Annotated in this window: 26 protein-coding genes; 16 read left to right on the top strand and 10 right to left on the bottom strand. The window is 70.3% G+C overall.

Annotated features, from left to right (window positions below):
• The first annotated feature begins 62 nt into the window (after nt 1-62).
• On the top strand, nt 63-1247 hold the full coding sequence (locus M8542_RS25735) for an amino acid deaminase/aldolase (protein WP_257922806.1): 1185 nt from the start codon (nt 63-65) through the stop codon (nt 1245-1247).
• 4 nt (nt 1248-1251) lie between these two features.
• On the opposite strand, the gene M8542_RS25740 is transcribed toward M8542_RS25735, so the two are convergent.
• Nucleotides 1252-1506: a hypothetical protein gene (locus M8542_RS25740; RefSeq protein ID WP_257922807.1), complete on the bottom strand. Its 255-nt coding sequence runs from the start codon at nt 1504-1506 to the stop codon at nt 1252-1254.
• A gap of 344 nt (nt 1507-1850) precedes the next feature.
• Nucleotides 1851-2498 carry a TetR/AcrR family transcriptional regulator gene (locus tag M8542_RS25745; protein WP_086860456.1) on the bottom strand — a complete coding sequence of 216 codons (648 nt, stop codon included), beginning with the start codon at nt 2496-2498 and terminating at the stop codon, nt 1851-1853.
• 129 nt (nt 2499-2627) lie between these two features.
• Between M8542_RS25745 and M8542_RS25750 the strand changes: the two genes are divergently transcribed.
• Both M8542_RS25750 and M8542_RS25755 read left to right on the top strand, forming a co-directional pair.
• Nucleotides 2628-3947: a GH1 family beta-glucosidase gene (locus tag M8542_RS25750; RefSeq protein ID WP_257922972.1), complete on the top strand. Its 1320-nt coding sequence runs from the start codon at nt 2628-2630 to the stop codon at nt 3945-3947.
• Nucleotides 3937-5199: an MFS transporter gene (locus M8542_RS25755; protein WP_257922808.1), complete on the top strand. Its 1263-nt coding sequence runs from the start codon at nt 3937-3939 to the stop codon at nt 5197-5199. Before M8542_RS25750 ends, M8542_RS25755 begins: the two co-directional genes overlap by 11 nt.
• 408 nt (nt 5200-5607) lie before the next feature.
• Here M8542_RS25755 and M8542_RS25760 read toward each other — a convergent pair whose 3' ends face one another.
• Nucleotides 5608-6030, bottom strand: a complete 423-nt coding sequence (locus M8542_RS25760; protein ID WP_257922809.1) for a hypothetical protein — start codon at nt 6028-6030, stop codon at nt 5608-5610.
• A gap of 13 nt (nt 6031-6043) precedes the next feature.
• The gene (locus M8542_RS25765) at nt 6044-6388 is read right to left on the bottom strand and encodes a hypothetical protein (protein WP_257922810.1); all 345 of its coding nucleotides are present in this window, start codon (nt 6386-6388) and stop codon (nt 6044-6046) included.
• Nucleotides 6389-6716: 328 nt separating this feature from the next.
• Between M8542_RS25765 and M8542_RS25770 the strand changes: the two genes are divergently transcribed.
• Nucleotides 6717-8102: a helix-turn-helix transcriptional regulator gene (locus tag M8542_RS25770; protein ID WP_257922811.1), complete on the top strand. Its 1386-nt coding sequence runs from the start codon at nt 6717-6719 to the stop codon at nt 8100-8102.
• A gap of 22 nt (nt 8103-8124) precedes the next feature.
• The gene (locus M8542_RS25775) at nt 8125-9012 is read left to right on the top strand and encodes a phosphotransferase family protein (RefSeq protein ID WP_257922812.1); all 888 of its coding nucleotides are present in this window, start codon (nt 8125-8127) and stop codon (nt 9010-9012) included.
• A gap of 211 nt (nt 9013-9223) precedes the next feature.
• On the opposite strand, the gene M8542_RS25780 is transcribed toward M8542_RS25775, so the two are convergent.
• The 4 genes from M8542_RS25780 to M8542_RS25795 form a co-directional block, all read right to left on the bottom strand.
• On the bottom strand, nt 9224-10252 hold the full coding sequence (locus M8542_RS25780; protein WP_257922813.1) for a CopD family protein: 1029 nt from the start codon (nt 10250-10252) through the stop codon (nt 9224-9226).
• Nucleotides 10253-10257: 5 nt separating this feature from the next.
• On the bottom strand, nt 10258-10806 hold the full coding sequence (locus M8542_RS25785) for a copper resistance CopC family protein (RefSeq protein WP_257922814.1): 549 nt from the start codon (nt 10804-10806) through the stop codon (nt 10258-10260).
• Nucleotides 10807-11565 carry a YcnI family copper-binding membrane protein gene (locus M8542_RS25790; protein ID WP_257922815.1) on the bottom strand — a complete coding sequence of 253 codons (759 nt, stop codon included), beginning with the start codon at nt 11563-11565 and terminating at the stop codon, nt 10807-10809.
• A gap of 74 nt (nt 11566-11639) precedes the next feature.
• Entirely contained in the window at nt 11640-12134 is a 495-nt protein-coding gene (locus M8542_RS25795; protein ID WP_257922973.1) for a hypothetical protein, read from the bottom strand.
• Nucleotides 12135-12438: 304 nt separating this feature from the next.
• Here M8542_RS25795 and M8542_RS25800 point away from each other — a divergent pair, with 304 nt between their 5' ends.
• From M8542_RS25800 to M8542_RS25815, 4 genes are read left to right on the top strand one after another with little or no spacing between them, the layout of a single operon-like run.
• A complete protein-coding gene (locus M8542_RS25800; RefSeq protein ID WP_257922816.1) occupies nt 12439-13086 on the top strand; it encodes an ABC transporter permease in 648 nt (215 codons plus the stop codon).
• Nucleotides 13079-14245 (top strand): ABC transporter ATP-binding protein, encoded by a 1167-nt coding sequence (locus M8542_RS25805; RefSeq protein WP_257922817.1) that lies wholly within the window; start codon nt 13079-13081, stop codon nt 14243-14245. Before M8542_RS25800 ends, M8542_RS25805 begins: the two co-directional genes overlap by 8 nt.
• Nucleotides 14242-15021 (top strand): ABC transporter permease, encoded by a 780-nt coding sequence (locus tag M8542_RS25810; protein WP_257922818.1) that lies wholly within the window; start codon nt 14242-14244, stop codon nt 15019-15021. The genes M8542_RS25805 and M8542_RS25810 overlap by 4 nt, the downstream gene beginning before the upstream one ends.
• Nucleotides 15018-15986: a glycine betaine ABC transporter substrate-binding protein gene (locus M8542_RS25815; protein WP_257922819.1), complete on the top strand. Its 969-nt coding sequence runs from the start codon at nt 15018-15020 to the stop codon at nt 15984-15986. Before M8542_RS25810 ends, M8542_RS25815 begins: the two co-directional genes overlap by 4 nt.
• An 80-nt stretch (nt 15987-16066) precedes the next feature.
• Here M8542_RS25815 and M8542_RS25820 read toward each other — a convergent pair whose 3' ends face one another.
• Nucleotides 16067-16528, bottom strand: a complete 462-nt coding sequence (locus M8542_RS25820) for a DUF6474 family protein (RefSeq protein ID WP_257922820.1) — start codon at nt 16526-16528, stop codon at nt 16067-16069.
• Between the two features lie 90 nt (nt 16529-16618).
• On the opposite strand from M8542_RS25820, the gene M8542_RS25825 reads away from it, so the two are divergent.
• The 5 genes from M8542_RS25825 to M8542_RS25845 all read left to right on the top strand — a co-directional run bounded on the left by M8542_RS25825 (nt 16619) and on the right by M8542_RS25845 (nt 20839).
• Nucleotides 16619-18259 carry a TM0106 family RecB-like putative nuclease gene (locus M8542_RS25825; protein WP_257922821.1) on the top strand — a complete coding sequence of 547 codons (1641 nt, stop codon included), beginning with the start codon at nt 16619-16621 and terminating at the stop codon, nt 18257-18259.
• 186 nt (nt 18260-18445) lie between these two features.
• Complete coding sequence (locus M8542_RS25830) at nt 18446-18586, top strand: helix-turn-helix domain-containing protein (RefSeq protein ID WP_257922822.1); 141 nt, start codon at nt 18446-18448, stop codon at nt 18584-18586.
• Nucleotides 18587-18591: 5 nt separating this feature from the next.
• A complete protein-coding gene (locus M8542_RS25835; protein WP_257922823.1) occupies nt 18592-19263 on the top strand; it encodes a class I SAM-dependent methyltransferase in 672 nt (223 codons plus the stop codon).
• Between the two features lie 79 nt (nt 19264-19342).
• Nucleotides 19343-20338, top strand: coding sequence for an ArsR/SmtB family transcription factor (locus M8542_RS25840; RefSeq protein ID WP_257922824.1), 996 nt, complete (start codon nt 19343-19345; stop codon nt 20336-20338).
• Between the two features lie 111 nt (nt 20339-20449).
• The gene (locus M8542_RS25845) at nt 20450-20839 is read left to right on the top strand and encodes a hypothetical protein (protein ID WP_257922825.1); all 390 of its coding nucleotides are present in this window, start codon (nt 20450-20452) and stop codon (nt 20837-20839) included.
• A gap of 49 nt (nt 20840-20888) precedes the next feature.
• Here M8542_RS25845 and M8542_RS25850 read toward each other — a convergent pair whose 3' ends face one another.
• Complete coding sequence (locus M8542_RS25850) at nt 20889-21647, bottom strand: SDR family NAD(P)-dependent oxidoreductase (protein ID WP_257922826.1); 759 nt, start codon at nt 21645-21647, stop codon at nt 20889-20891.
• Between the two features lie 142 nt (nt 21648-21789).
• On the opposite strand from M8542_RS25850, the gene M8542_RS25855 reads away from it, so the two are divergent.
• The gene (locus M8542_RS25855) at nt 21790-23094 is read left to right on the top strand and encodes a UDP-glucose dehydrogenase family protein (RefSeq protein ID WP_257922827.1); all 1305 of its coding nucleotides are present in this window, start codon (nt 21790-21792) and stop codon (nt 23092-23094) included.
• 124 nt (nt 23095-23218) lie between these two features.
• Nucleotides 23219-23611 carry a VOC family protein gene (locus tag M8542_RS25860; protein WP_308210287.1) on the top strand — a complete coding sequence of 131 codons (393 nt, stop codon included), beginning with the start codon at nt 23219-23221 and terminating at the stop codon, nt 23609-23611.
• Nucleotides 23612-23618 lie beyond the last annotated feature (7 nt).

Consider the following 23618-nt stretch of genomic DNA (forward strand, 5'->3'; position numbering starts at 1 on the left):
TGTCCGAGACAGTATGTGAACAGTATTCGCGTTTCAAGCTTTGTTGTCGTACTTTAGACCTCGTGACCAGTGCGACGGTGTACGACTTGGCGACCAAGGACCTCGATCCACCCTTGGCCGTGGTCGACTTGGCGGCCTTCGACGCGAACGCGGACGACCTCCGCCACCGCGCGGCGGGCAAGCCGATCCGCGTCGTCTCGAAGTCGGTCCGCTGCCGGGCGTTGCTGGAGCGCGTGCTCGCGATGCCGGGCTTCGAAGGCCTGATGTGCTACTCGCTGGCGGAGGCGATCTGGCACGTCGAGCAGGGCACGACCGATGACATCGTCGTCGCCTACCCGACGGCCGACCACGAAGCCCTCCGCCGCCTGGCCGCGTCGGAGCAGGCCCGCGCGTCGATCACGATCATGGTGGACTCGCCGGCGCACCTCGACCTCGTCGACGCCGCGCTCGGCCACAGCCACCCGGAAATCCGCGTGTGCCTGGAGCTGGACGCGTCGTGGCGGCCCCTGCCGGGAATCCACGTCGGCACCCGGCGTTCCCCGATCTTCACGCCGAAGCAGGCGTCGACGTTCGCGCAGCAGGTCGTGGCCCGCCCGGGCTTCCGCCTGGTGGGCGTGATGGCGTACGAAGGCCAGATCGCGGGCCTCGGCGACGCGGCGGGCGCCCGCCTGAACCGCGCGGTGATCGCCTGGATGCAACGCCGTTCGGCGGCGGAGCTGAACCGCCGCCGAGGCGCGGCGGTCCGCGCGGTCCAAGCGGTGACCCCGCTCGAGTTCGTGAACGGCGGCGGCACCGGAAGCATCGAGTCGACGGGCGCGGACGCGGTGGTGACGGAGATCGCGGCGGGCTCGGGCCTGATCGGCCCGACCCTGTTCGACGGCTACTCCCGCTTCACCCCCCGCCCGGCGGCGCTGTTCGCGTTGCCGGTGGTCCGCCGCCCGACCCGCAACATCGCCACGCTCTTTTCGGGCGGCTACATCGCTTCGGGCCCGGCGGGTGCTTCGCGGGTGCCGCAGCCGTACCTGCCGACTGGCCTGAAGCTGCTCGGTTTCGAAGGCGCGGGCGAGGTCCAGACGCCGGTGACGGGCCGCGCGGCCCGCAGCCTGCAGCTGGGTGACCGGGTGTGGCTCCGCCACGCGAAGGCGGGCGAGCTGGCGGAGCGGTTCACGCACTACCACCTGGTGCTGGGCGACCGGGTGGAGCGCACGGTCCCGACGTACCGTGGCGAGCACCAGAACTTCGGCTGACCCTTCACCCGCCGTCGGCGTCGAACTCCGCCTTGCGCTTCGCGAGGTAAGCCGGCCAGTCCGCGCGCGCGGCGATCACGTCGTCGATGGAGAGCTTGACGACCGCGCAGCCGCTGAGCGAGCAGGCGCGCGGTGCGGAGGCGTCGATCAGCGAGATGCCGCCGATCTCATCGCCGTCGTCGAGGTAGGTGCACAGGACCGGGTGGAACGAGCAGTCTTCGTAGATGTCGCCCGGCCGGATCTCCTCGGAAGAATCCACCAAGGCCCCCTTCCGTCCCGGACGTTTGCGCCACCGCTGCCGCAACTTCAGCGCCTCGCGGCCCACTGGTCGATCGCGCGAATCAAGGCGCGGCACCCATCCGACACCCAGCTCGCCGGCCCACACGTGGCCCTTCCAGCCAGCCGGGACCCACAGGCAGCCCATTTCCAGCCGGCCTGGCCCACGCGTGGCCCATTTCCCGCCGGCCGGGGCCCACACGCAGCCCACCCTCCCGGGGGAACCCCCACTTCCAGTCTATCGGCACCCACCGACAGCCAGGCCTCAAGCAGCAGGGTTGTCCACAGCTGTGCATACCTGTGGACAACTTCTGTGGACAACCAAACTCAAGACTGCTCCCCGAACCGAGCCGCCAGATACCCCTTCACCACGTACTTGGCCTCGGCGACGATCTTCTCGTCCCCCCGCGGCTCCTTCCGGAACGCCAGCTTGAGCAGCGCGTCCGCCACCTCGTTGGCGATCCCGATCGCGAACCGCAGGTCCTCCACCGGGCGGTCCACCTGAGTCGCGACCAGGTCGGTGAGCGAATCCACGATCACCGCGTTGTTGTCGCGCGTCTCGTCGAGCAGCTGGCGGTCGATGATGTCGCCGAAGTGGACCTTCGAAAACCCCGGCACCGTCCGGTGCATCTCCAGGTAGATGTCGAGGATCGAGTCCACGACGTCCCACCAGTGCTCCGGGCCGAGCTGTTTGAGGCGCTCGTTCACCGCGCCCACGAACCGCTCCAGGTTCCGGGCGGTAAGCGCTTGCACGACGGCGCGCTTGTCCGGGAAGAACTGGTACAGCGAACCCACCGCGACGCCCGCTCGTTTGGCGATCAAGGTGGTCGTCAGCGCGTCGTAGCCGAGTTCGTCGATCAGGGCCGCGCTCGCGTCGAGCATCTGCTCGACCCGCTTCGCGCTCCGCTGTTGAACCGGTTGACGGCGCAGGGGGGTGGCTTCGGCCGGCACCTTCGCGGCCTGGATGTCGGACACGGCGCTCCTCCTCGTCTGATCTGGGACTTTATCGCGCCGACGGGCTTCCCCACGGACGAGTGAAGACCTAGTATATGAGAACTTTTCATGTTCACCCAGACGGGTGGCCTGACGAAGGGGTCAGCACCGGTGCAGAACCCGATCTTCCCGCCCGGCTTCCTCTGGGGTGTTTCGACCTCGGCGTTCCAGATCGAGGGCGCCACCAGCGAAGGTGGGCGCGGACCGTCCATCTGGGACACGTTCACCGCGACCGAGGGCAAGATCGCCCGCGGTGAACAAGCAAAAGTAGCCGCCGATCACTACCACCGCTACCCCGAAGACATCGCCCTGATGGCGGAGCTCGGCGTCGGCGCCTACCGGATGTCCATCGCCTGGCCCCGGATCCAGCCTGACGGCCGGGGCAAGCCGAACCCCGAGGGGCTCGGCTTCTACGACAAGCTGATCGACGCCGTCTGCGAGGCCGGCATCGCGCCCGCCGTCACGCTTTACCACTGGGACACCCCGCAAGCCATCGAGGACGAGGGCGGCTGGCTCGCCCGGGACACCGCTCAGCGCTTCGCGGAGTACGCCCGCATCCTCGGCGAACGCTTCGCCGACCGGGTGAAACTGTGGATTCCGCTCAACGAGCCCATGGTCATGTCGATCTTCGGCTACGCCATCGGCGAGTACGCCCCCGGCAAGACGCTCCTGCTCGACGCCATCCCGACCGCGCACCACCAGAACCTCGCCCACGGCCTCGCCGTCCAGGCCCTCCGCGCGGCCGGCGCCACCGACGTCGGCACCGCCAACAACCACTCGCCGATCTGGCCGGCCGAGCCCGACGACGAAGAAGCTGCTGAGTGGCTCGACGCCCTGCTCAACCGTCTCTTCGCCGACCCCGTGCTGCTCGGCAGCTACCCCGAGCAGCTCCACGCGCACCTGCCCGCCGGGTTCGCCGACGACCTGCCCACCATCGCGCAGCCGCTCGACTTCTACGGCGTCAACTACTACGAGCCGCAGGGGGTCGCGAAGCCGAGCCCGGGCAACCCGCTGCCCTTCGACCTTCGCCCGATCGAGGGTTACCCGATGACGACCAACGACTCGCCGATCGTCCCGCACGCGCTGCGTGAGCTGCTGCTCGACTTCCACCGGCGCTACCGCGACAAGCTGCCGCCCATCCAGATCACCGAGAACGGCTGCAGCTTCGCCGACGTCGTCGCCGAGGACGGTGGGGTGCACGACCCCGAGCGGATCGACTTCCTGCACAGCCACCTCGTCGCGCTGCGCGAGGCGATGGACGCCGGCGTCGACGTGCGGGGGTACTTCTGCTGGTCCTTGCTGGACAATTTCGAATGGTCCAAGGGGTACGCGCCGCGCTTCGGCCTGGTGCACGTCGACTACGAGACCCTGCGGCGGACGCCGAAGGACTCGTTCCACTGGTACCGGAAGCTGGTGCGCGATGAGCAGTGAAACGACCCGGACGCTGCCGGAGGCGCTCGCCGAGCCCGTCGTGCGGGTGCGGCCCGGCTGGATGAGCCTGCTGTTCTTCGCGAACATCGCGCTCTGGCTGGGGATCTACGCCCCGATCCAGGTGCTGCTGCCGCAGCAGGCCGAGCTGCTCGACCAGGCGAACAAGGAGTTCGTGCTCGGCCTGGTGATGGGCGTCGGGGCGATCGTCGCGCTGATCGTCAACCCGGCCGTCGGGCTGCTGTCCGACCGGACGACCTCGCGCTTCGGCCGCCGCCACCCGTGGACGGTGATCGGTGCCGCCGTCGCGACCGTCGGGTTGCTCGTGCTGGCCTTCGCGCCGGACGTCGCGGTGCTGATCGTCGGCTGGTGCCTCGTGCAGGCGGGCCTCAACGGCATGCTCGCCACGCTCATGTCGGCCATCGCCGACCGCGTCCCGGTCGGGCAGCGCGCGCAGGTCGGCGGGCTCGTCGGCATCGCGCAGATGCTCGGCACTGTGCTGGGCGCGGTCGTGGTCGTGGTGATGCTCGGCATCGCCGGGATCCCGCTGGCGTACGCGGTGTGCGCGGTGATCGTCGTCGCCGGCGCCGCGTTCTTCGTGTTCCGGACGCCGGACGCGCGGCTGCCGGTGGAGTTCCGGCCGTCGTCACAGGCCGGCGAGGTGCTGCGGAACCTGTGGGTCTCGCCGCGGCGGCACCCGGACTTCGCGTGGGCGTGGTCGTGCCACTTCATGATCAACCTCGGCAACGCGTTCGGGACGCTGTACCTGTTGTTCTTCCTCAAGGACGCGGTGCACTACGAAGACCCGGACACGGGCCTGCTGATCATGATGGGGCTGTACGGGGTCGCGCTCGTCATCGGCGCGGTGCTCGCCGGGCACTTCTCCGACAAGTCCGGACGGCGTAAGCCATACGTCCTTGCGGCCTCCGGAGTGATGGCGTTGGCCGCTTTGCTGCTGGTCGTCTGGCAGAGCTGGCCGGTCGCGCTTGCCGCGTCGCCGCTCCTGGGCGTCGGCTTCGGTGCGTACATGGCTGTCGCGCTCGCGATGCTGACGCAGGTGCTCCCGACGGCGCAGGACCGCGCGAAGGACCTGGGTGTCATCAACATCGCGAACTCGCTGCCGCAGGTGGTGGCTCCGCTGCTGACGCCGCTGGTGCTCGCCTACCTGGGTGGGTATCCCGGGCTCTTCGCCGCTTCGGCGGTCGCGACGCTGCTGGCCGCGGTGCTCGTCCTGCGGGTGAAGGCGGTTCGTTAGGAGTTGGAACCGCGGGCCGGTGCCGGTCGGGGGAGGGGAGTGCAACGGCACCGGCCCGCGGAATTCGAGGGCCGCTCTGTGTTTCATCAACAGCGGGAGCGGGTCGCGTCGAGGTGAACCAGTGGTCCAGGCCTCTTCGATGATCAATCTAGCGGGCGATTACCGCCTGGGCTAGGGCTAACGCGTAATTTTTTCGATTAATCGCGGTGGGGACCGGGAGGACGGCCGAGGACTGGTTCGCGCTGCTCGGGGGTGCGGGCGAAACAGTCCTCGGCCGGGCGGTGGCGGGCACGGGTCCGATGGGGCGATCGGCCCGGCGTGCGCACCGGATCAGGGGCGGAACGGCACTTTCCTGGGGAAGTCGCGCCGGTGGGTCGTCACCGCGGGAGGTGGTGGCGGCCCGGCGACTCAGGCAGTGACCGCTCGGCGCGGGTTCACCAGCGCGTGGCGCCCGGTGGTCTCGGCCGCCGACGGTGCGGGCACCGGACGGCCCTGCGCCGGGACCGGGCTTTTGCGGCGGCCCTGCAGCCGGCTGTCCGCCGTGGACTGCTGCGGCGCCAGCCCGCCGGCCACCAGGTGTTCGTGCGCGACCTGCCAGACCGAGCACGGCGCCTTGCAGCGGTGCCACCGCGTCGAGCAGGTGGGGCAGTCGCCGCGCTCGTCGGGCTCGTGCATCTTCAGCATCGCGCGCCACGCCTCGGTCAACCGGGGCAGTTCGGAGCGCGCGACCGAGACGAGCGACTGGGCGTCGGCGCGGTTCGCCAGGTCGGTCAGCATGTCGAGGCGCTCCCAGACCGCGTTGCGGAGGACCTGCCCGAGTACCTGATCCATGATCAGCTCACCGTTACCTTTCCGCCATCTTGGCGGCTTCGTTGAGCGCGGCGCGCAGCTGTCCGAGCTGGCCGGACGTCAACCGCGCGGTCTCACCGGGGGGCGAGACCACTACCACCTGGTTGTCTTCGACGAACACCGTCACCGCGCGTTCCCGGCTGATGAGGTCGCCGCACTGCACGCGCCACACCAGCTGACCGCCCTCGTAGTGCCGGACGTTCGCGGTGCGGGGGTCCACCGCCGGGGCGGGGGCCACGGGACGGACGGCGGAGACGGAGGAGACCGTCGCGACCGCCGGCCGCACGGCGCGGGTCGCCGTGCCCGCATGTCCCCCTGCGAACGAGTCCACGAACTCCACGCCCTTCTCCGCTCTGTCGAAAGTCTTCGAAGATGCCATCTGCAACATCGCACCTGGACGACGTTGGTGTTCTCTGCGGTTTTCGTAGCTCTCCGTGATCGCTGCCGGTGTCCGGGCGGTGACGGAGATCTGACAACTACAGTGAGGTGAAACCGGGTGCGATAGAAGGTCGAAATGGCGTCATAGCGGTGACCGGACCGGGTTCCACGGTAAGCGGTCAACGGACTTCGCCCGGACCGATCAGGGCGCCAGTCCGGCTGTTCACACGGTTTCGCAGGTTTGCCTACGCTGTTTCACAGACGCCCGACCGGACAGTGGAGGGGGCGCGATGGACGCCAGTAACGGTGGCAGTGCCGAAGCCCGGCAGAGCCACGCAGTTCCCGCTGACGCGTGGGAGCAGCCGGAGATGAGAGCGGCTCTCGCGACTCGTGAGATCAGCGCCGTCTACCGGCTCCTGCGCAAGCACGGTGTCTCGCAGCGCCAGATCGCCGCGATGACCGGCCAATCCCAGTCCGAGGTGTCGGAGATCCTCAAGGGTCGCCAGGTCATGGCCTACGACGTGCTCACGCGGATCGCCGATGGCCTGGGTGTCCCCCGTGGATACATGGGCCTCGCCTACGACGAGGCCACGGCGATACGCGTCGTCGGCTCCGCCGACGGCCAGCAGGCTGAGGAGGACGAGTCCGTGAAGCGACGGAGGTTCCTCGCGCACGCCGCCCAGGTCACGATGGGTGCGGCGGTGTTCGGTCCGGAATCGGGCACGTGGTCCGCGGGCCCGGCGCGCACGCCGGCCCCCGGGCGGATCGGCATGACGGACGTGCGTCAGGTGGAGGCCGCGACGCGGGCTCTGCGGGCGCTGGACTACCAGTACGGCGGCGGGTTCTGCCGCGACGCCGTCGTGGCGCAGCTGTCCTGGGGACAGCAGATGCTCGAGGCCCACGGCACCGAGATGGTGAAGAACCGGCTGTACGTGGCGCTCGCCGACCTCCACTCGCTGGCCGGCTGGACCTCCTTCGACACCGGCCTGATGGACTCCGCCCGCGGCCACTTCGCGAACGCGCTGGACCTGGCCAAGCAGGGCGAGAACCACCCGCTGGTGGCCAACGTGCTCTACCGCATGGGCCGCGTCTACCTGCACCAGGACGCCCCGAACGACGCCCTGAAGCTGTTCCAGCTGGGCCAGATCGCCGCCCAGGAATCCGGCTCCGAGCTGGCGGTTTCCGTGCTGTGCGCGAACGAGGCGTGGGCCTACGCGATGATGGGCAACGAAGAGCAGGCGGTGAAGCTGCTCGGCCGGAGCAAGGACGAGTTCGAGCGCGCCAACCTGGCCGAAGCCGAGTCGTGGGTGAAGTTCTTCACCGAGACCGACGTCTACGCGATGGTGGGCACCGTCCACACCGTCCTCGCGCAGAAGAACGCCGAGCACACGAAGTACGCGATCCCGGCGCTGACCAGGGCGGTCGAGTCCTACGACGACGACATGGCCCGCTCCAAGACGTTCATGCTGAGCGCGCTGGCCACGAACCACCTGCTCGACGGCGACCTCGACCACGGCGCCAAGGTCGGCGGCAAGGCCATCGACTGCGCCGAGGGCATCAAGTCCGAGCGGGTCAAGGACCGCATGCGGCCGCTGCAGGACGAGGCCGAGCGCCGTCGCAACAACGCTGACGCCCGTGACCTCGCCGATCGCCTCAACGCTTTCTACGCCGCCTAGCGCCGAAGGTGCCGGCACCGTCTTGAACGGCCGGTTCACCCCCGCGAAACTGCGGGGCGTGCTGGCGGAGACCTGCGCCCGGCTCGGGCTGGACCCGGCCGGCGCGCGGCTGCTGCGGTTCACCAACAACGCGGTGTTCGCGCTGGTCACGGCCCCGTTCGTGATCCGGATCGTCGGCTCGACCCAGCTGAAGCACCGGGTCGGGACGGTGGTCCGCGTCGCCCGGCACTTCGAGCGCCACGGCGTCCCCGCGATCCGGCTGCTCGACACCGTCGAGCAACCGATGGAGGTCGGCGAGCACCTGGTGACCGTGTGGCACCAGGTGCCGAGCATCGGCCGCCCCGCGACGTCCGCCGACCTGGCCCGGCTGCTGCGCCGGGTGCACGCCCTGCCGGCCCCGGACGACCTCGCGGAGTGGGCGCCGTTCGCCGCGGTGCGGGCCCGGGTTTCGGACGCCGAAGAGATCGTCGCCGCCGATCGCGAGTTCCTGCTCGACCGCTGCGCCGAGCTCGAAGCCGCGCTGGCCGACCTGGAGTTTCCGCTGCCCAGGAGCCTGGTGCACGGCGACGCGTACCCGGGCAACGTCATCCCCGGACCGGCCGGGCCGGTGCTCTGCGACTTCGACTCGTCGTGCGTCGGGCCGCCGGAGTGGGACCTGACGCCGCTGGCCGTCGGGCGTGATCGGTTCGGTGACCCGCCGGTGCGCTACCGGATGTTCGCCGCGGCGTACGGCTTCGACGTCACGTCCTGGCCCGGGTTCGCCGTGCTGAGGGCGATCCGCGAGCTCAAGCTGACCACCAGCGTGCTGCCGATCCTGCGCAGCCGGCCGCAGGTGCGGCCCGAGCTGTTCCGCCGTCTCGACGACCTCCGCACCGGCCGGACGGACACGCGCTGGACGCGTTACCGCTGAGCCGGGACTGTCACATCTTGTGACCGGCACCACAGTCTGCACGTGCATTCGACGACTGCAGATGACCGTTCGTCGCTTCAAGAATGCGGCTTGCTCAGGGTAGAAAGTTCGGTCCGACCGGTCGCCTCCAATGGTCTACCCCTCATCCCAATGCGCAACTTGCAGCTACGCGCCGTGACTTGGGACCGCCACTACCAGCGGGGAAGGGTTTTCAGGACGCGACGACCGGCGCCCGCGTCAGCACGACGGCGAAACCGAACGCCAACCCCATGACGGTCAGCTCGAGCGTTGCCCACGCGGCGAGCGCCGTGCGGTTGTGCCGGACGATCTGCGGCATCAGCCGGAAGCGGGTGTACGCGCCGAGCAGGGCGATGGCACCGGTGCAGAGGAACTTCAGCACGAAGAGCTGCCCGTACGGCGTCGTGAAGATCGCCGCCCAGAAGCCGATGGTCGGGTTGAGCGAGATCTCGATGAGGCCGTTGAAGAGCCCGGTCGCCGCCGAGAGGATCAGACAGAGCGTCGCGAGCTTCGAGAACCGGGGCAGCGCGTGCGCCAGCAGCGTCCGGTTCGCCACGAGGAGCACGGTCATCGCGCCGAGGCCGCCGGTCCAGGCGACGGCGCTCATCACGTGCAGCTCCATCGAGATCATCGTGTAGTCGTGGTAGCTCCAGTTCGACGCGTGCCCGGTGACCGGCAGCGGCAGCAGCGCGAACAGGCCGAGCCCGACGCGGACCTCGGCGGGCACCTTCTCCCCGAAGCGCAGCGCGAGCCCGCCGATCCCGGCGTGCACGAGCGCGAGCGCGGCGACGATGACGAGTGCCTTGCCCGCGCCGACGTTCGCGATGTAGTCGCCGATGTCGGCCGCCGACAGCGTCGACGAGCCCGGCTTGTACTCCGCGGTCTGCAGCACCAGAGCGACGACGGCGGTCGTGGCCCAGATCAGCGATGCCGCGACGCCGGCCGGGCGGGCCAGCCGCATGACCGGCTCGGTGAGCTTCGGCCGGTCGTAGCCGACGAGGACCGACAGCAGCGCCAGGCCGATCGTCGCGACCGCGGAGAGGTCGAGTAGCACCCGCACGACGGGGATGCCCGCCGAGACCACCGCGCTGGGCTCCACCACACCGGGGACCGGGGTGGTGGCCATGAGCGCGACGCCGATCAGGGCGCCGAGCAAGCCCGCGGTCACGACGCACAGCAGCGTCGCGTAGCGGGGTTTCGCGGTGGTTTCGGCCTGGGTCATCTTCGCTACTTCTTCTCTTCCACGGACCGGCCCGAGCGCAGGGCCACGGTGAGCCCGATCGCCAGGAGCACGACCGCGCCGGCGATCCACACCCAGATCGGCACCCCGGTCGACGACGACTGCGGCGCCGCCGACGACGAGCTGCCCGGCGACTTCGCCGCGTCCACGGTCGCCGGCGTGCCGGTGCCCGCCGCGGTGAGCGTGAAGCTCAGCTCACCGGTGACCGGGTGGCCGTCGGCGGACAGGACGCGGTAGCCGATGGTGTACTTCCCGGCCGGTCCGAGCGGCCGCAGGGGCGCGCTGATGACGTTGTTCACCACGCTGATCGGTCCCTCGGCCCACTGGCCGCCGCCGGGTCCGGTCACCGCGATCTGGTTGACGTCCGCGCCCTGCACGTACTGGTCGAACGTCAAGCTGACCTTCTGCGGGCCGGCGGCGATGGACGAGCCGTTCGCCGGGTCCGAAGAGATCAGCACGTTGTGCGCCAGCGCGGGGGTGGCCGTGCCGAGCACGGCCACCACCGTCAACGCCAGCGCGACGAGCGCCTTCCGCATTTAGCTGTTGCCTCCCGACTTCGCGGTGGCCTTGCGGGCCCGGATGGTCGCGCCGGCCCCGACGCCGAGGCCGATGGCGCCGACGAGCAGGCCGGCGCCGCCGAGCCAGCGGGCCGTGTTGTCCGACGCCGCCGAAGCCTGGCTCTGCTCGCCGGTCGTCGACGCCGTGTTCGCCATGTTGCCGTGCGCGTCGCCGTCTTCGGCCTTCGCGGCCAGCTTCACGGCCGGCGCCGGGTGCTCCGGCTCCTCACCGCCGGCCGGCGTCGGCTGGTTCCAGTCGACGACCTTGCCGTCGCTGTAGGTCTGGTGGGCCGGGAACTCCACCTCGTCCACGTTGGTCGGGAGCGGACCGAAGGACACCGAGAACTCCTGGTAGTCGGTGGCCTTGAGCTCGCTGCCCGCCTGCGCGGTCCACGTGACGGCGGTGACGGCTTCGGTGATCTCCGTGCCGTTGTCCTTCTTGATCGGGGTCGGCAGCTTCGACTTCGTCACCTGCGCGGTCCAGCCGGGGACCGGCTTGGTCCGGACCGAGCCGATGCCGTAGTCCGCCTTGAAGTCGACGGCGACCTTCGTGGTGGTGACGGGGTCCTTCTCCTCGCTCGGCACGCGGAACACGATCGCGGCGTACCCGCCCTTCGTGGGCTGCGGGCCGTAGACGTTGGCGGTGACGTGCGCGGACGCGACGCCGGCGCCGAGGAGACCGGCGACGCCGACGGTGGCGGCGAGGACACCGGCGCGCTGGAAGACGTGCTGGGACATGGGTTCACTCCTGATGAACTCAAAAAGGGAGACGGCGCGGTTCGGGGACCGGCCGTGCGGGGTCGAGCTGGGTTTCAGGAGTGGCGCGGCGGGCCGCGCCGCCCGTGGATCCGGCGCAGGTCGACGCCGACGAGGTGGTTCGGCGCCGCGGTGCGGGCCGGGAGTGGCAAGGGGGCCGCCGAGAGCACCGGCAGCGGGGTGAGCAGCCGCGGCAGGACCGCGCGCAGCACGGCGAGCACCGTGAGCAGCGTCGAGTCCGCGCGGGCGAGCAGGAGCGCGGTGCCCACGGTCGCGACGGCGTGCGCGGTGAGCATGCCCAGCCCGGTGCTGCCGGGCATCGCGTACATGTCGTGGTGGCCGGCGAGCGTGGTGAGCAGCAGGTGCATCACGAGCTGGGCGGCGCCGAGCAGCGTGATCGTGGCGACCGTGCCGCGGGCCCGGCGGGCGAGCGCGGTGGCGGTCCAGCCGAACAGGCCGGTGAGCAGCGCGGTCATCGCCGGGTCCGGCAGTCCGCCGTCGGCGAGCCGGTGCGCGGTGACCGAAAGCACCGCCGCGCTCACGGCGAGCAACACACCCCGGGTAGCACCCAGCACGGCGGGTCGCCGTGCCGGAACACTCATGGGGAGCAGCCTAAGGGACCTGCCCCCGCGTGAGCGTGTGATCCCGTGAAGTGAGCACACACCGAGTTCACGTCCGCCGCCACGCCGTGGTTCAGGTCATTTGTTGCCGATCAGGGCCCGGAAGGCCAAGGTGGGCGGAACCGGTGGGCCGAAGCGGGGGTTTGGCCCGGCCTCGCGCTGGGTACTGAGCCGTCGGTCAGGAACTAGCCCGATCGGGTGAAGGCCTGTGCGGAAGGCGGGAGAGCGGACACGGATGAACCTCTTCGACTACATCTCCGACCGAGCGAGCAAGCTCTGGCTGGAGGCATACCTGCACACCAGCATGGTGGTGCAGTGCACGATCCTCGCGGCGGTCCTCGGCGTGCTGATCGGGGTCGCGGTCTACCGCAGCCCGATCGGTTCGGCGCTGGCCACGGCGCTGGCGAGCACGATCCTGACGGTCCCGTCGTTCGCCCTCCTGGGCCTGCTGATCCCGATTTCGGGGCTCGGTCCGACGACGGCCGTCATCGCGCTGGTGCTCTACGGCCTGCTGCCGATCGTCCGGAACACGATCGTCGGGCTCGACGGCGTCGACCCGGCGATCACGGACGCCGCGCGCGGCATCGGGATGAGCCGCTTCGGCGTGCTCACCCGGGTCGAGCTGCGGCTGGCCTGGCCGGCGATCCTCGCCGGCATGCGGGTGGCGACGCAGATGCTGATGGGCATCGCGGTCATCTCCGCCTACGCGAAGGGCCCCGGCTTCGGCGCCGAGGTCTTCTCCGGGCTCACGAACGCGGGGAGCACGAACTCCCTGAACCAAGCCGTCACGGGCACGGTCGGGGTCGTCATCCTCGCCCTGATCCTCGACGGCGTCTACGTCCTGATCAAGCGCTTCACCATCTCAAGGGGTGTCCGTGGCTGAGAACGAGGAAGTCTCCGGCGTCGAGATCGAGCTGGAGCACGTGACCAAGCGCTACCCCGGCACCCGTGAAGCGGCCGTCGACGACTTCTCCATGGTCGTGCCCGCCGGCAAGATCGTGGTCTTCGTCGGCCCGTCCGGCTGCGGCAAGACCACCACGATGCGGATGATCAACCGGCTGGTCCAGCCCACTTCGGGCCGGATCACCATCGGTGGCGACGACGCGCTGAAGCTCGACGTCGACACCCTGCGCCGCCGGATCGGCTACGCGATCCAGCAGGCCGGCCTGTTCCCGCACTTCACCGTGGCGCAGAACATCGGCGTGGTGCCGGGCCTGCTCGGCTGGGACAAGAAGAAGGTCAACGACCGGGTCGAGGAGATGATGGACCTGGTCGGGCTCGACCCGGCCGACTTCCGCGACCGCTTCCCGCGCCAGCTCTCCGGCGGGCAGCAGCAGCGCGTCGGCGTCGCGCGGGCGCTGGCCGCGGACCCGCCGGTGCTGCTGATGGACGAGCCGTTCGGCGCGGTCGACCCGATCACCCGCGGCAACCTGCAGGACGAGCTGCTGCGGCTGCAGACGGACCTGAAGAAGACGATCGTGTTCGTCACGCACGACTTCGACGAGGCCGTGAAGCTCGGCGACAAGATCGCGGTGCTCGGCAACCAGTCGTCGATCCTGCAGTACGACACGCCCGAGGCGATCCTGGCCAACCCGGCCAACGACACGGTCGCTGGGTTCGTCGGCGCGGGCGCGTCGCTGAAGCAGCTGACCCTGCTGCGGGTCCGCGACGTCGAGCTCGCGCAGGACGCGCTGACCGTGTCGGTCTCCGACGACCCGGCCGAGCTGCGCAAGAAGCTCGAAGACCAGCGCAAGCACTTCGCGCTGGTCCTGGACGCGCGCCGCCGTCCGACGCGCTGGGTGCACGTCCGCGACCTGGTCGCCGGGGCGTCGCTGGCCAACGCGGGCAAGCCGCTGCGGGACATCGTCAGCCTGCAGTCGACGCTGCAGGACGCGCTGGAGGCGATGCTCGCCGAAGGCGGCTCGGTGCCGGTGACCGGCCCGCGCGGCGAGTACGCCGGCACCATCCAGCTGGACACCGTGATCTCGACCATCCAGCAGCTGCGTGACGAGCACACGAACGGTGAAGAGGTGTCCGCATGACGGCTGCCGTCGACACCGGCTTCAGCACCGAATCCGGCTCGAAGCGCGCGGAGCGCATCCGGCTCCTCGCCCAGCCCGCCGCGGTGCTCGTGATCGTCGCGGTCACGCTGATCTGGGTCTTTTCGAGCGGCCTGAACGCGACCGAGAAGGAGACGCTCAACGCGTCGTCGCTGTTCACGGCGTTGTGGGACCACCTCCTGATGACGCTCGTGGTGACCGCGATCGTCGTGCTGGTCGCCGTGCCGCTCGGCGTGATCGTCACGCGGCCGTGGGCGCGCTTCCTCGCGCCGATCTTCCTGGCCATCGCGAACATCGGCCAGGCCGCGCCCGCGCTCGGCGTGCTGGTGCTGTGGTTCATCGTCACCGGCGCGGTCGGCGGGCTGTGGGTGGCGGCGCTGCCGCTGGCCTTCTACTCGCTGCTGCCGGTGCTGCGGAACACGATGGTCGGCATCCAGCAGGTGGACCCGGCGCTGATCGACGCCGGCCGCGGCATCGGGATGTCGGCGTCGGCGGTGCTGTGGCGGGTCGAGCTGCCGCTGGCCGTCCCGCTGATCCTGGCCGGCCTGCGCACGTCGCTCGTGCTGGCGGTCGGCACCGCGACGTTCGGCATGTTCGTCAACGCCGGCGGGTTCGGCCTGCTGATCGACACCGGCTACAAGCTGAACCTGACCTCGGTGCTGGTGACCGGCTCGGTGCTGGCCGTCGCGCTGGCGCTGCTGGTGGACTGGCTGGGCGCGGTCGCCGAACAGTTCTTCGGACCGAAGGGGCTGCGATGAAACTCCGGCGCATCACGGCGGCCCTCGGCGTGGCCGTGCTCGGCGCGACGCTCTCGGCGTGCGGGCTGACGGTCAACCAGGCGGTGCCCTACGACATCCAGCCCGGCTCGATCCAGCCGATCCCGTCGCTGCAGGGGCTGAAGGTGACGGTGGGGTCGAAGGACTTCACCGAGAACATCATCCTGGCGTACATGAGCGAGATGGCGTTGTCCGCGGCGGGCGCGGACGTCGTCGACCTGTCCGACATCAAGGGCTCGAACTCCTCGCGGCAGGCGTTGCTGTCCGGGCAGACCGACGTCACCTGGGAGTACACCGGCACCGGCTGGATCAACTACCAGGGCAACGAGCTCCCGGTCCCCGGCGGCGAGAAGGCTCAATACGACGCGACGGCCAAGGCGGACGAAGAGAAGTTCGGCGTCACGTGGCTGAACTACTCGCCGCTCAACGACCAGTACGCGTTCGCCGTCACCGAGGCGTACGGCGCGAAGAACAACCTGAAGACGACGTCGGACCTGGCGGCGTTCCTCAAGCAGAACCCGGACCAGAACCGGTTCTGCCTGGAGACGGAGTTCACCAGCCGGCAGGACGGTTTCCCGGCCGCGGTGAAGGCCTACGGCTTCCAGAGCCCGAAGATCGAGAACTTCGGCATCGGCACGATCTACTCGGCGGTCGCGGGCGGCACCTGCCCGGTCGGCGAGGTGTTCACCACCGACGGCCGCATCTCCGGGCTGAACCTGCGGGTGCTCGAGGACGACAAGAAGGCGTTCCCGCAGTACAACGCGGTCCCGACGCTGCGTTCGGAGTTCCTGAAGCAGCACCCGGACATCCGCGGCCCGCTGGAGAAGGTCGGCGCGGCGCTGGACAACCAGCAGATGGTCGAGCTGTGCAAGCAGGTCGACGTCGACGGCCAGGACGCGGGCAAGGTGGCCCACGACTGGATGGTCAAGAAGGGCTTCGTGAAGTAACCCCCGGCACTTTCCCTACGAAAGCTCCGCACCCAGGGCCGCCACTTTCCCTATGAAAGTGGCGGCCCTGGTGTTTCGGGTCAGAGGCCGAGGCGGTGCAGCAGCAGGCCCTCCAGCCGCTCCAGCTCGCCGGCCACCGCGCGGTGCACGGACTTGCGCCGCGCCGCCGGCATGCGCTCGGCCGCGCGGACCGATGCCGACAGCTGCTCCAGCGTGCTCAGCGTGTCCGTCGCGAACTCCTGGTCCGCCTTCGACGCCTTCTCCGACTTCTGGAGATCGCGGCAGCCGTCGGCGACGCCGGCGATCCGGGCGTGCAGCGCCGCGCCGCGGCCGGTGTACTCGCCCAGCTTGTCGACCGAGACGCCCAGCTTGCGCGCCTGGTAGCGGTCGTACGCCTCCCGCGCCGCGCCCGCCGCGCGCACCGCGAACGGCGCGACCACCGGGATCACGGCCGGGCCGAGCACCTTCGCCACCGCGACCGCGTTCTTCGCCTTCTTGGGGGTGAACCTGGCTTCACCCTCGACCTTGGCCTTGCGCGCCATGGCACCTCCTGCGACGTGTCGAGGTCGAACTTACTGGTCGCCCGGGTGGCGGGCATGTCGGCTCGGCGGTGGGAATCTAGAGTGATCTCCATGAAGACCGAGGTGGTGCTCGACGCGGGAGCGGTCAGCCGCTGCCGTCGCCGTGTCCACCTCGAGCACGATCCCGCGATGCGCGAGGTACCGCTTTCCCCGCCGGACCCGACGGCGCAGCAGCGGATCGCCGACGCCACGGCCCACCGCGAGGACATCGTCAGCAGGCTGATGGCGGCCAACCCGGGGCACTGGGTGAAGATCGACCGCGGCCTGCCCGCGCACGAGCGCGTCGAGCAGACCGAACAGGCCTTCGCCGCCGAAGCCCAGTACATCTGGGGCGCGTTGTTCCCGGTCGACGCGGCCGGGCACCGGCGCGGCGGCATCGACCTGCTGGTCCGCACCGGCCGCGGCTACGTCCCGGTGCTCGTCGTGCGCCACCGGATCTCCGACCGCGGCACCGGCGCCATCGTCACCGAGCTGACCGACCTCGACCCGGCGCACCGCGGCGCCGACGAGCACCGCAAGGTCCGCTCGCAGCCGCGCGACCAGCTGCGGCTCGTGCACATCCGCCGCATGCTGCAGACGCTCGGGCAGGCCGACGAAGGCCTCGCCGTCGGCGGCGTGATCGGCCTCGACGCCGACGTCGTCGTCTGGCACGACCTGACCGCGGGCACCTGGCCGGGCGGGCGCAGCGCGCTCACCGAGTACCAGGCCCGGTTCGCCGACCGGCTCGCCATCGCCACCGCGGCCGCGAACGGCGAGGAGCCGCTGGCTGAGCCGTCGCGAGTGCTGGAGTGCCGCCGCTGCCCGTGGTGGCCGACGTGCGAGGTGGTGCTCACCGAGACCCGCGACGTCAGCCTGGTCGTCCGCGGCGAGGACGCGATGGAGCTGCGCCGCGCCGGCGTGTCCACAGTGGACGAGCTGGCCGCGCTCGACCCGGCGGGCGAGCCGCCGGCGGTGAACTGGACTGGTGTCACGTTCCCGGACGCGGTGGTGCTCGCCCGGGCCTGGCTGGCCGACCTGACGCTGGTGCGCCGCGTCGAGGCGGTCGAGGTGCCCCGCGCCGACGTCGAGGTCGACGTCGACATGGAGAGCTTCGGCGACGCGGGCGCGTACCTCTGGGGCTGCCTGCTGACCGGCGCCGACATCGGGCTGGAGCCGGGCTACCGCGCGTTCGCGACCTGGGACCCGCTGCCGACCGACGACGAGGCGCGGTCGTTCGCCGAGTTCTGGGCCTGGCTCACCGACGTCCGCAAGCGCACCGAAGCGGCCGGGCTGACGTTCCGCGCCTACTGCTACAACGCGCTGGCGGAGAACCGCTGGCTCTTCGGCTCGGTCGAGCGCTTCGGCGACTACCCGGGCGTTCCGGCGAAGAAGGACATCCAGTCCTTTGTGGACTCCGACGAGTGGGTCGACCTCTTCCGCAGCGTCACCGACCAGTTCCTGTGCTCCCACGGCAAGGGGCTCAAGGTGATCGCCCCGGTGGCGGGGTTCTCGTGGCGTGACCCGGAGGCCGGTGGCGAGGCGTCGATGCGCTGGTACCGCGACGCGGTGGGCATGGACGGCGAGGTTCCCGACGACGTCCAGCGCGAGCGCCTGCTGCGCTACAACGAGGACGACGTCCTCGCGACGCAGGCGCTGCGCGAGTGGATCGACGCCCGGGCGCAGGCCGAAGTGCCGTACATGTTCGATCTCTGAGTAGTTCGCTGACTAAGACACTTGTCGGCCGAAACGACCACCGGTACTGTTCAGGTTGTTCGAGTGCGCCTCACGCGTACGAAGTTCGTCATCAAGCAGTGTGGTGGGGGTGCCGAACTGCTTGATCAAGCCCGTTCGCTGAACCTCCATCGCGAACCTCGACTCACCACTTCCCGGTGTCGTGCAGTGCGCCAAGCTCGGCCCGAGCGGATCGTCTACCGGATCACTCAGGCCGGGCGGGCGGAGTTCGAGGACTGGGTCCGCGAGCTCGTCGGCACGCTCGACCGGGAACCGCCGGACGATCTGGGAGAGTTCGTGGAGAGGTAGGAACCATGGAGACGACCCGCAAGCACCGGGTGCCCGAGATGGAGGGCTTCCAGGCCCGCTGGTACGCCAAGAACCGCGGCACGGCGGCCCAGCTCACGCAGTACCGCCGCCAGGCCGCCGAGGTCACGTCGGGCTGGCCCGAGGGCGCCGACATCCTGGAGGTCGCGCCCGGGCCCGGCTTCTTCGCCATCGAGCTGGCCAAGCGCGGCTTCCACGTCACCGGGCTCGACATCAGCCACACGATGGTCGAGATCGCCCGGGAAAACCGCGCGGACCTGGCGATCGACTTCCGCCAAGGCGACATCACGCACGCGCCGTTCGACGCGGAGTCGTTCGACTTCCTGGTCTGCCAGGCCGCGTTCAAGAACTTCCGGCAGCCGGTGGCCGCGCTGAACGAGATGCACCGCGTGCTGCGCCCGGGCGGGTTCGCGGTGATCCACGACCTCAACCACGAGGCCACCGGCGCCGACATCGGCCGCGAGGTCGCGTCGATGAATGTCGGCGTGGTCAGCAGCTTCACGGTCCGGCAGACGCTGGGCTGGCTGCGGCGCCGCGCGTTCACCCGCGAGCAGTTCGAGGCGCTGGCCGCCGAAAGCGCTTTCGGTGGCTGCTCGGTGACGACGGACGGCATCGGCCTGGAAGTCCGGCTTACCCGGGGGCCTGCTCCTATCGGCTGACGCCGGTACTTGGGCGCCGCGTCGCGAACACCTGGACAGGCAGGTGCTTCGTGGTCGTCGAGGGGTCCGGGGGGACGACGTGCCGCAGTTGCGGGTCCACTTCACCGACGCCGATCTCGCGCGCACAAGGCTGAGACCGGAGCTCGACCTGCTCTGGGAGGTCGTCGGCAGCGCGCAGGTCCTGCAGCACGGCGACGGCGGGTTGCCGTTGAACCACTGGCGCCGCCGGGTGCGTGAGCGGATGCGCGACGCGCGGGCGGTCCGGCTCGCGGTGCACACGGTGACGACCGTGGCACCGCACGCCGCCTACTTCCCGGACTTCCTCACGCCCACCACGGCCGTGCGTGACATCGGCGAAGGCGCCGAGGCGGTGCTGTCGGCTTCGCCGCGGCGGGTCCGCGAGGAAATCGGGCGGCTGCGGCCGGCCGGAGCGTCGGCCGCGCGGTGGCTGGACGACCTCGCCCGCGGGAAGACCGCCGCGGTGCGCCACCTGTGCCGCGCGTTGCACGTCTACTTCGACACCCTGCTCGAGCCGGACTTGCCCGTGTTCGGCAACGGGGTGCGCATCGCGTGCGCCGAGGGCATCCAGCGGTACCTGCGGGAAGGTCCCGAAGGCCTGCTGCGCTGGCTCGGCCCGGCGACGAGCTGGCGGCCGCCGGTGCTGACCGTCGACTACCCGGTCGATCGCGACCTGCGGCTCGGCGGCCGCGGCCTGGTGCTGATCCCCAGCTACTTCGGCGTGCACCACCCGGTGGCGCTGGCCGACCCGCGGCTGCGCCCGGTCCTGGTGTTCCCGATCGACGCCGGGGCGCGCCTGCTGGCCGCCACGCGCGGCGGCGGCGACCGCGTGAGCGCACTGCTCGGGCCGACCCGCGCCACGATCCTGCGTTCGGCCGTCACCGGCGGCACCACCACGCGGCTGGCGCGCGAGGCGGGGGTCGCCCCGGCGACGGTCAGCCACCACACGAACGTCCTGCGCGACGCCGGGCTCATCACGACCGACCGCCACGAGAACCTCGCCACCCACGTCATCACTTCGCTCGGCCTGGCGGTGCTCACCTCCGGCGACACCTAGCCCGCCAGGAGTGTTTCGAGCGAGTTCGAAGGAGGCCGCCCACCGGTGGCCGCGGTGCCAGAGTCACCCCGGATCTCCTGGTCCGGAACCACGATTCGAGTGGAGGGTGAGATGAAGGTGCTGAAGTGGGGGGCCGCCGGCGCGGCCGCGATCGGCGCGCTGGCGCTGGGTGCTCCGGTGGCGGGGGCCGCGGTCGCCACGGACGTCGCGACGCCGTCCCAGAGCGCTCAGCTGAAGGCGATTCCCTGTGAGAACTGGACGCTCAAGATCGCCGAAGGGCACGCGTCGGGGACGTGGTGCAACAACTACAAGACCGTGAGCGGGACGGTGACCGACGACAAGGCCGACGGCCGGTGCCCGTACGTCCGCTCGCACTGGAGCAACGGCGGGGTCAGCGACAGCGCCTCGATCGGCCCGAAGGGCGCGTCCCGGTCGTTCACGCTGAACGCGCCGTCGGGAACGACGTCGACGCAGGTCACGATCCACTACGTCTTCTGCTGAGCCACGATTCGGGGGCGGCACTTTCACGTGAAAGTGCCGCCCCCGAAGGTCAGCGCGGGGCCATCCGGAGCGAGCCGTCCATGCGGACGACCTCGCCGTTCAGGTAGTCGTGGTCGATCAGCGACAGCGCGAGCTGCGCGTACTCGTCCGGGCGCGCGAGGCGCTTCGGGAACGGGATGCCGGCAGCGAGCGTCGCGCGGAACTCCTCGCTGACCGTGGCGAGCATCGGGGTGTCGACGATGCCCGGGGCGATCGTCAGCACGCGGATGCCGTGCGAGGCCAGGTCGCGGGCCGCGGGGAGCGTCATGCCGACCACGCCGCCCTTGGACGACGAGTAGGCGACCTGCCCGATCTGGCCGTCGAACGCCGCGATCGACGCGGTGTTGATGATGACGCCGCGGGCGTCGTCCTCGAGCGGCTCGGTCTTCGCGATCGCCTCGGCCGCGACGGTCAGCACGTTGAACGTCCCGACCAGGTTGATCTGGATGACCTTCGCGTACAGCGCGAGGTCGTGGCGGCCCTTCTTGGACAGGATCCGCGCGGACGGCCCGATGCCGGCGCAGTTCACCACGGTCCGCAGCGGCACGCCGGAGCCCGAAGCGGTCGCGACGGCGGCCTCGACCTGCTCGACGTCGGTGACGTCGGCCTCGACGTAGGTGATGCCGTCGACCTGCTCGGCCTTCTCGATGGACGGCGCGAGGTCGAGCGCGAAGACCTTCGCGCCCTTGGCCGCGAGGGCCTTCGCCGTCGCGCCGCCGAGGCCGGACGCGCCCCCGGTGACCAGCGCCGCCGTGTCCGTGATCTGCATCGTTGCGGTTCCCTTCGTGCTCCGATTCGCCGCCTCAGGTTAACGCTCGTTCGCATGGGAGGTTCGTGTCTTCGCTCACCGCTCCCGGGGGCGACCGGTTCCGTTAGCGTCGTGGTCAACTCCGGCTGTCACCTTCAGCAGCATGACGCCAGCTCGGATCGTGGTGGTAGGAACGGGTTACGTCGGACTGACCACGGGGGCCTGCCTGGCCGGCCTGGGTCATAACGTCACCTGCGTGGACGTCGACCGCGCGAAGGTGTCCCGGCTGAGTGCCGGCCGCGTGGACATCCTCGAACCGGGGCTGGCCGAGCTGGTCGCCCGCGGGCTGGCGGCCGGGCGGCTCCAGTTCGTCGTCGGCGCGCGGGACGCGGTCCGCACCGCCGAAGCCGTCTTCCTCTGCGTGCCGACGCCGATGGGCGCGGGCGGCTCCGCGGACCTGCGCGCGGTCGAGGCGGTGACCACCGAGATCGGCGACGTCCTGCCCGCCGGCTGCGCGCTCGTCACCAAGTCGACCGTGCCGGTCGGCACCTCGAAGCGGATCGAGGCGATGCTCGGCCGGTCCGACGTGCCGGTCGTGTCGAACCCCGAGTTCCTCCGCGAGGGCACCGCGGTCGCGGACTTCCTCGGCCCGGACCGGATCGTGGTCGGCTCGGACGACCGCGCGGCCGCGCACTGGGTCGGCGAGCTGTACGCCGAGCTCGACGCCCCGGTCGTCGTCGCCGACGCGGCCAGCGCGGAGCTGGTGAAGTACGCCGCGAACTGCTTCCTCGCGCTGAAGCTGTCCTACGTCAACTCGATCGCCGAGCTCTGCGAACGGCTCGACGCGGACATCGACCTCGTCACCGAGGGCATGGGCCACGACCGCCGCATCGGCCGCACGTTCCTCAAGCCGGGCCCGGGCTGGGGTGGCTCCTGCCTGCCGAAGGACACCAGCGCGCTGGTCAAGGTGGCCGAGTCGGTGAACTACGACTTCAAGATGCTGACCTCGGCCATCGACGAGAACATCGCCCAGCGCGACCGGATCGTCGCGAAGATCGCCGGCGCGGTCGGCGGCACGCTGGCCGGCGCCCGGATCGGCGTGCTCGGCCTCGCCTTCAAGGCCGGCACGAACGACCTGCGCGACTCGCCCGCGCTCGCCGTGTCGTCGGTGCTGTGCGCGCTGGGCGCCGAGCTGATCGCCTACGACCCGGCGGTCGACGGCGACATCGCCGGGATGACCGTGGTCGACGACGCCTACCAGGTCGCGAAGGACGCGGACGTGGTCGTCGTGCTGACCGAGTGGGCCGAGTTCAAGCACCTCGACTGGGCCGCGATGGCCGAGCTGATGGAGGGCATCGACGTCGTCGACACGCGGAACCTGCTGGACCCGCGGGTGATCGTCGACGCCGGGCTGTCCTGGCAGGGCGTCGGGCGGCCGCGGGCGGCGGCGCGGATCAAGGTTTCCTGACTTCGCCTCGACGGTTAAGGTGATCGGCACGGCATCGCGTGTCGGTCACCGGCTGGGTGAGGCATGGAGGTGGCGGGAGTGCCCCGGAGGCATTTCACCCGTGTCAGTTTCTGTTTCCGTTGAGTTGAACCATCTGATCGTCCCGTCCCGGAACAACCGGGAATCCGCCGAATTCCTGGCGAACCTGCTCGGCCTGGAAGTGGGCGAAGAGTGGGGTCCGTTCATCCCGGTCGAGACCCGCAACGGCGTCCGCCTGGACTTCGCGACCATCCCCGAAGACGACCTTCGCCTGCAGCACTACTGCTTCCTGATCCCCGAAGCGGACTTCGACGCCGTGTTCGCGCGGCTCGTCGAAACCGGCGTGACCTACCACGCCGACCCGATGGGGAAGCAGGTCGGCGAAATCAACCACAACCACGGCGGCCGTGGTGTCTACTTCCTCGATCCCGGCGGGAACGGGATGGAGATCATCACGCAGCCGTACGAGCCGGAGCGGCGTCGCCCGACGGCTTGGTAATTCCTTA

Source organism: Amycolatopsis iheyensis, assembly GCF_024703995.1.
Classification (GTDB): Bacteria; Actinomycetota; Actinomycetes; order Mycobacteriales; family Pseudonocardiaceae; genus Amycolatopsis; species Amycolatopsis iheyensis.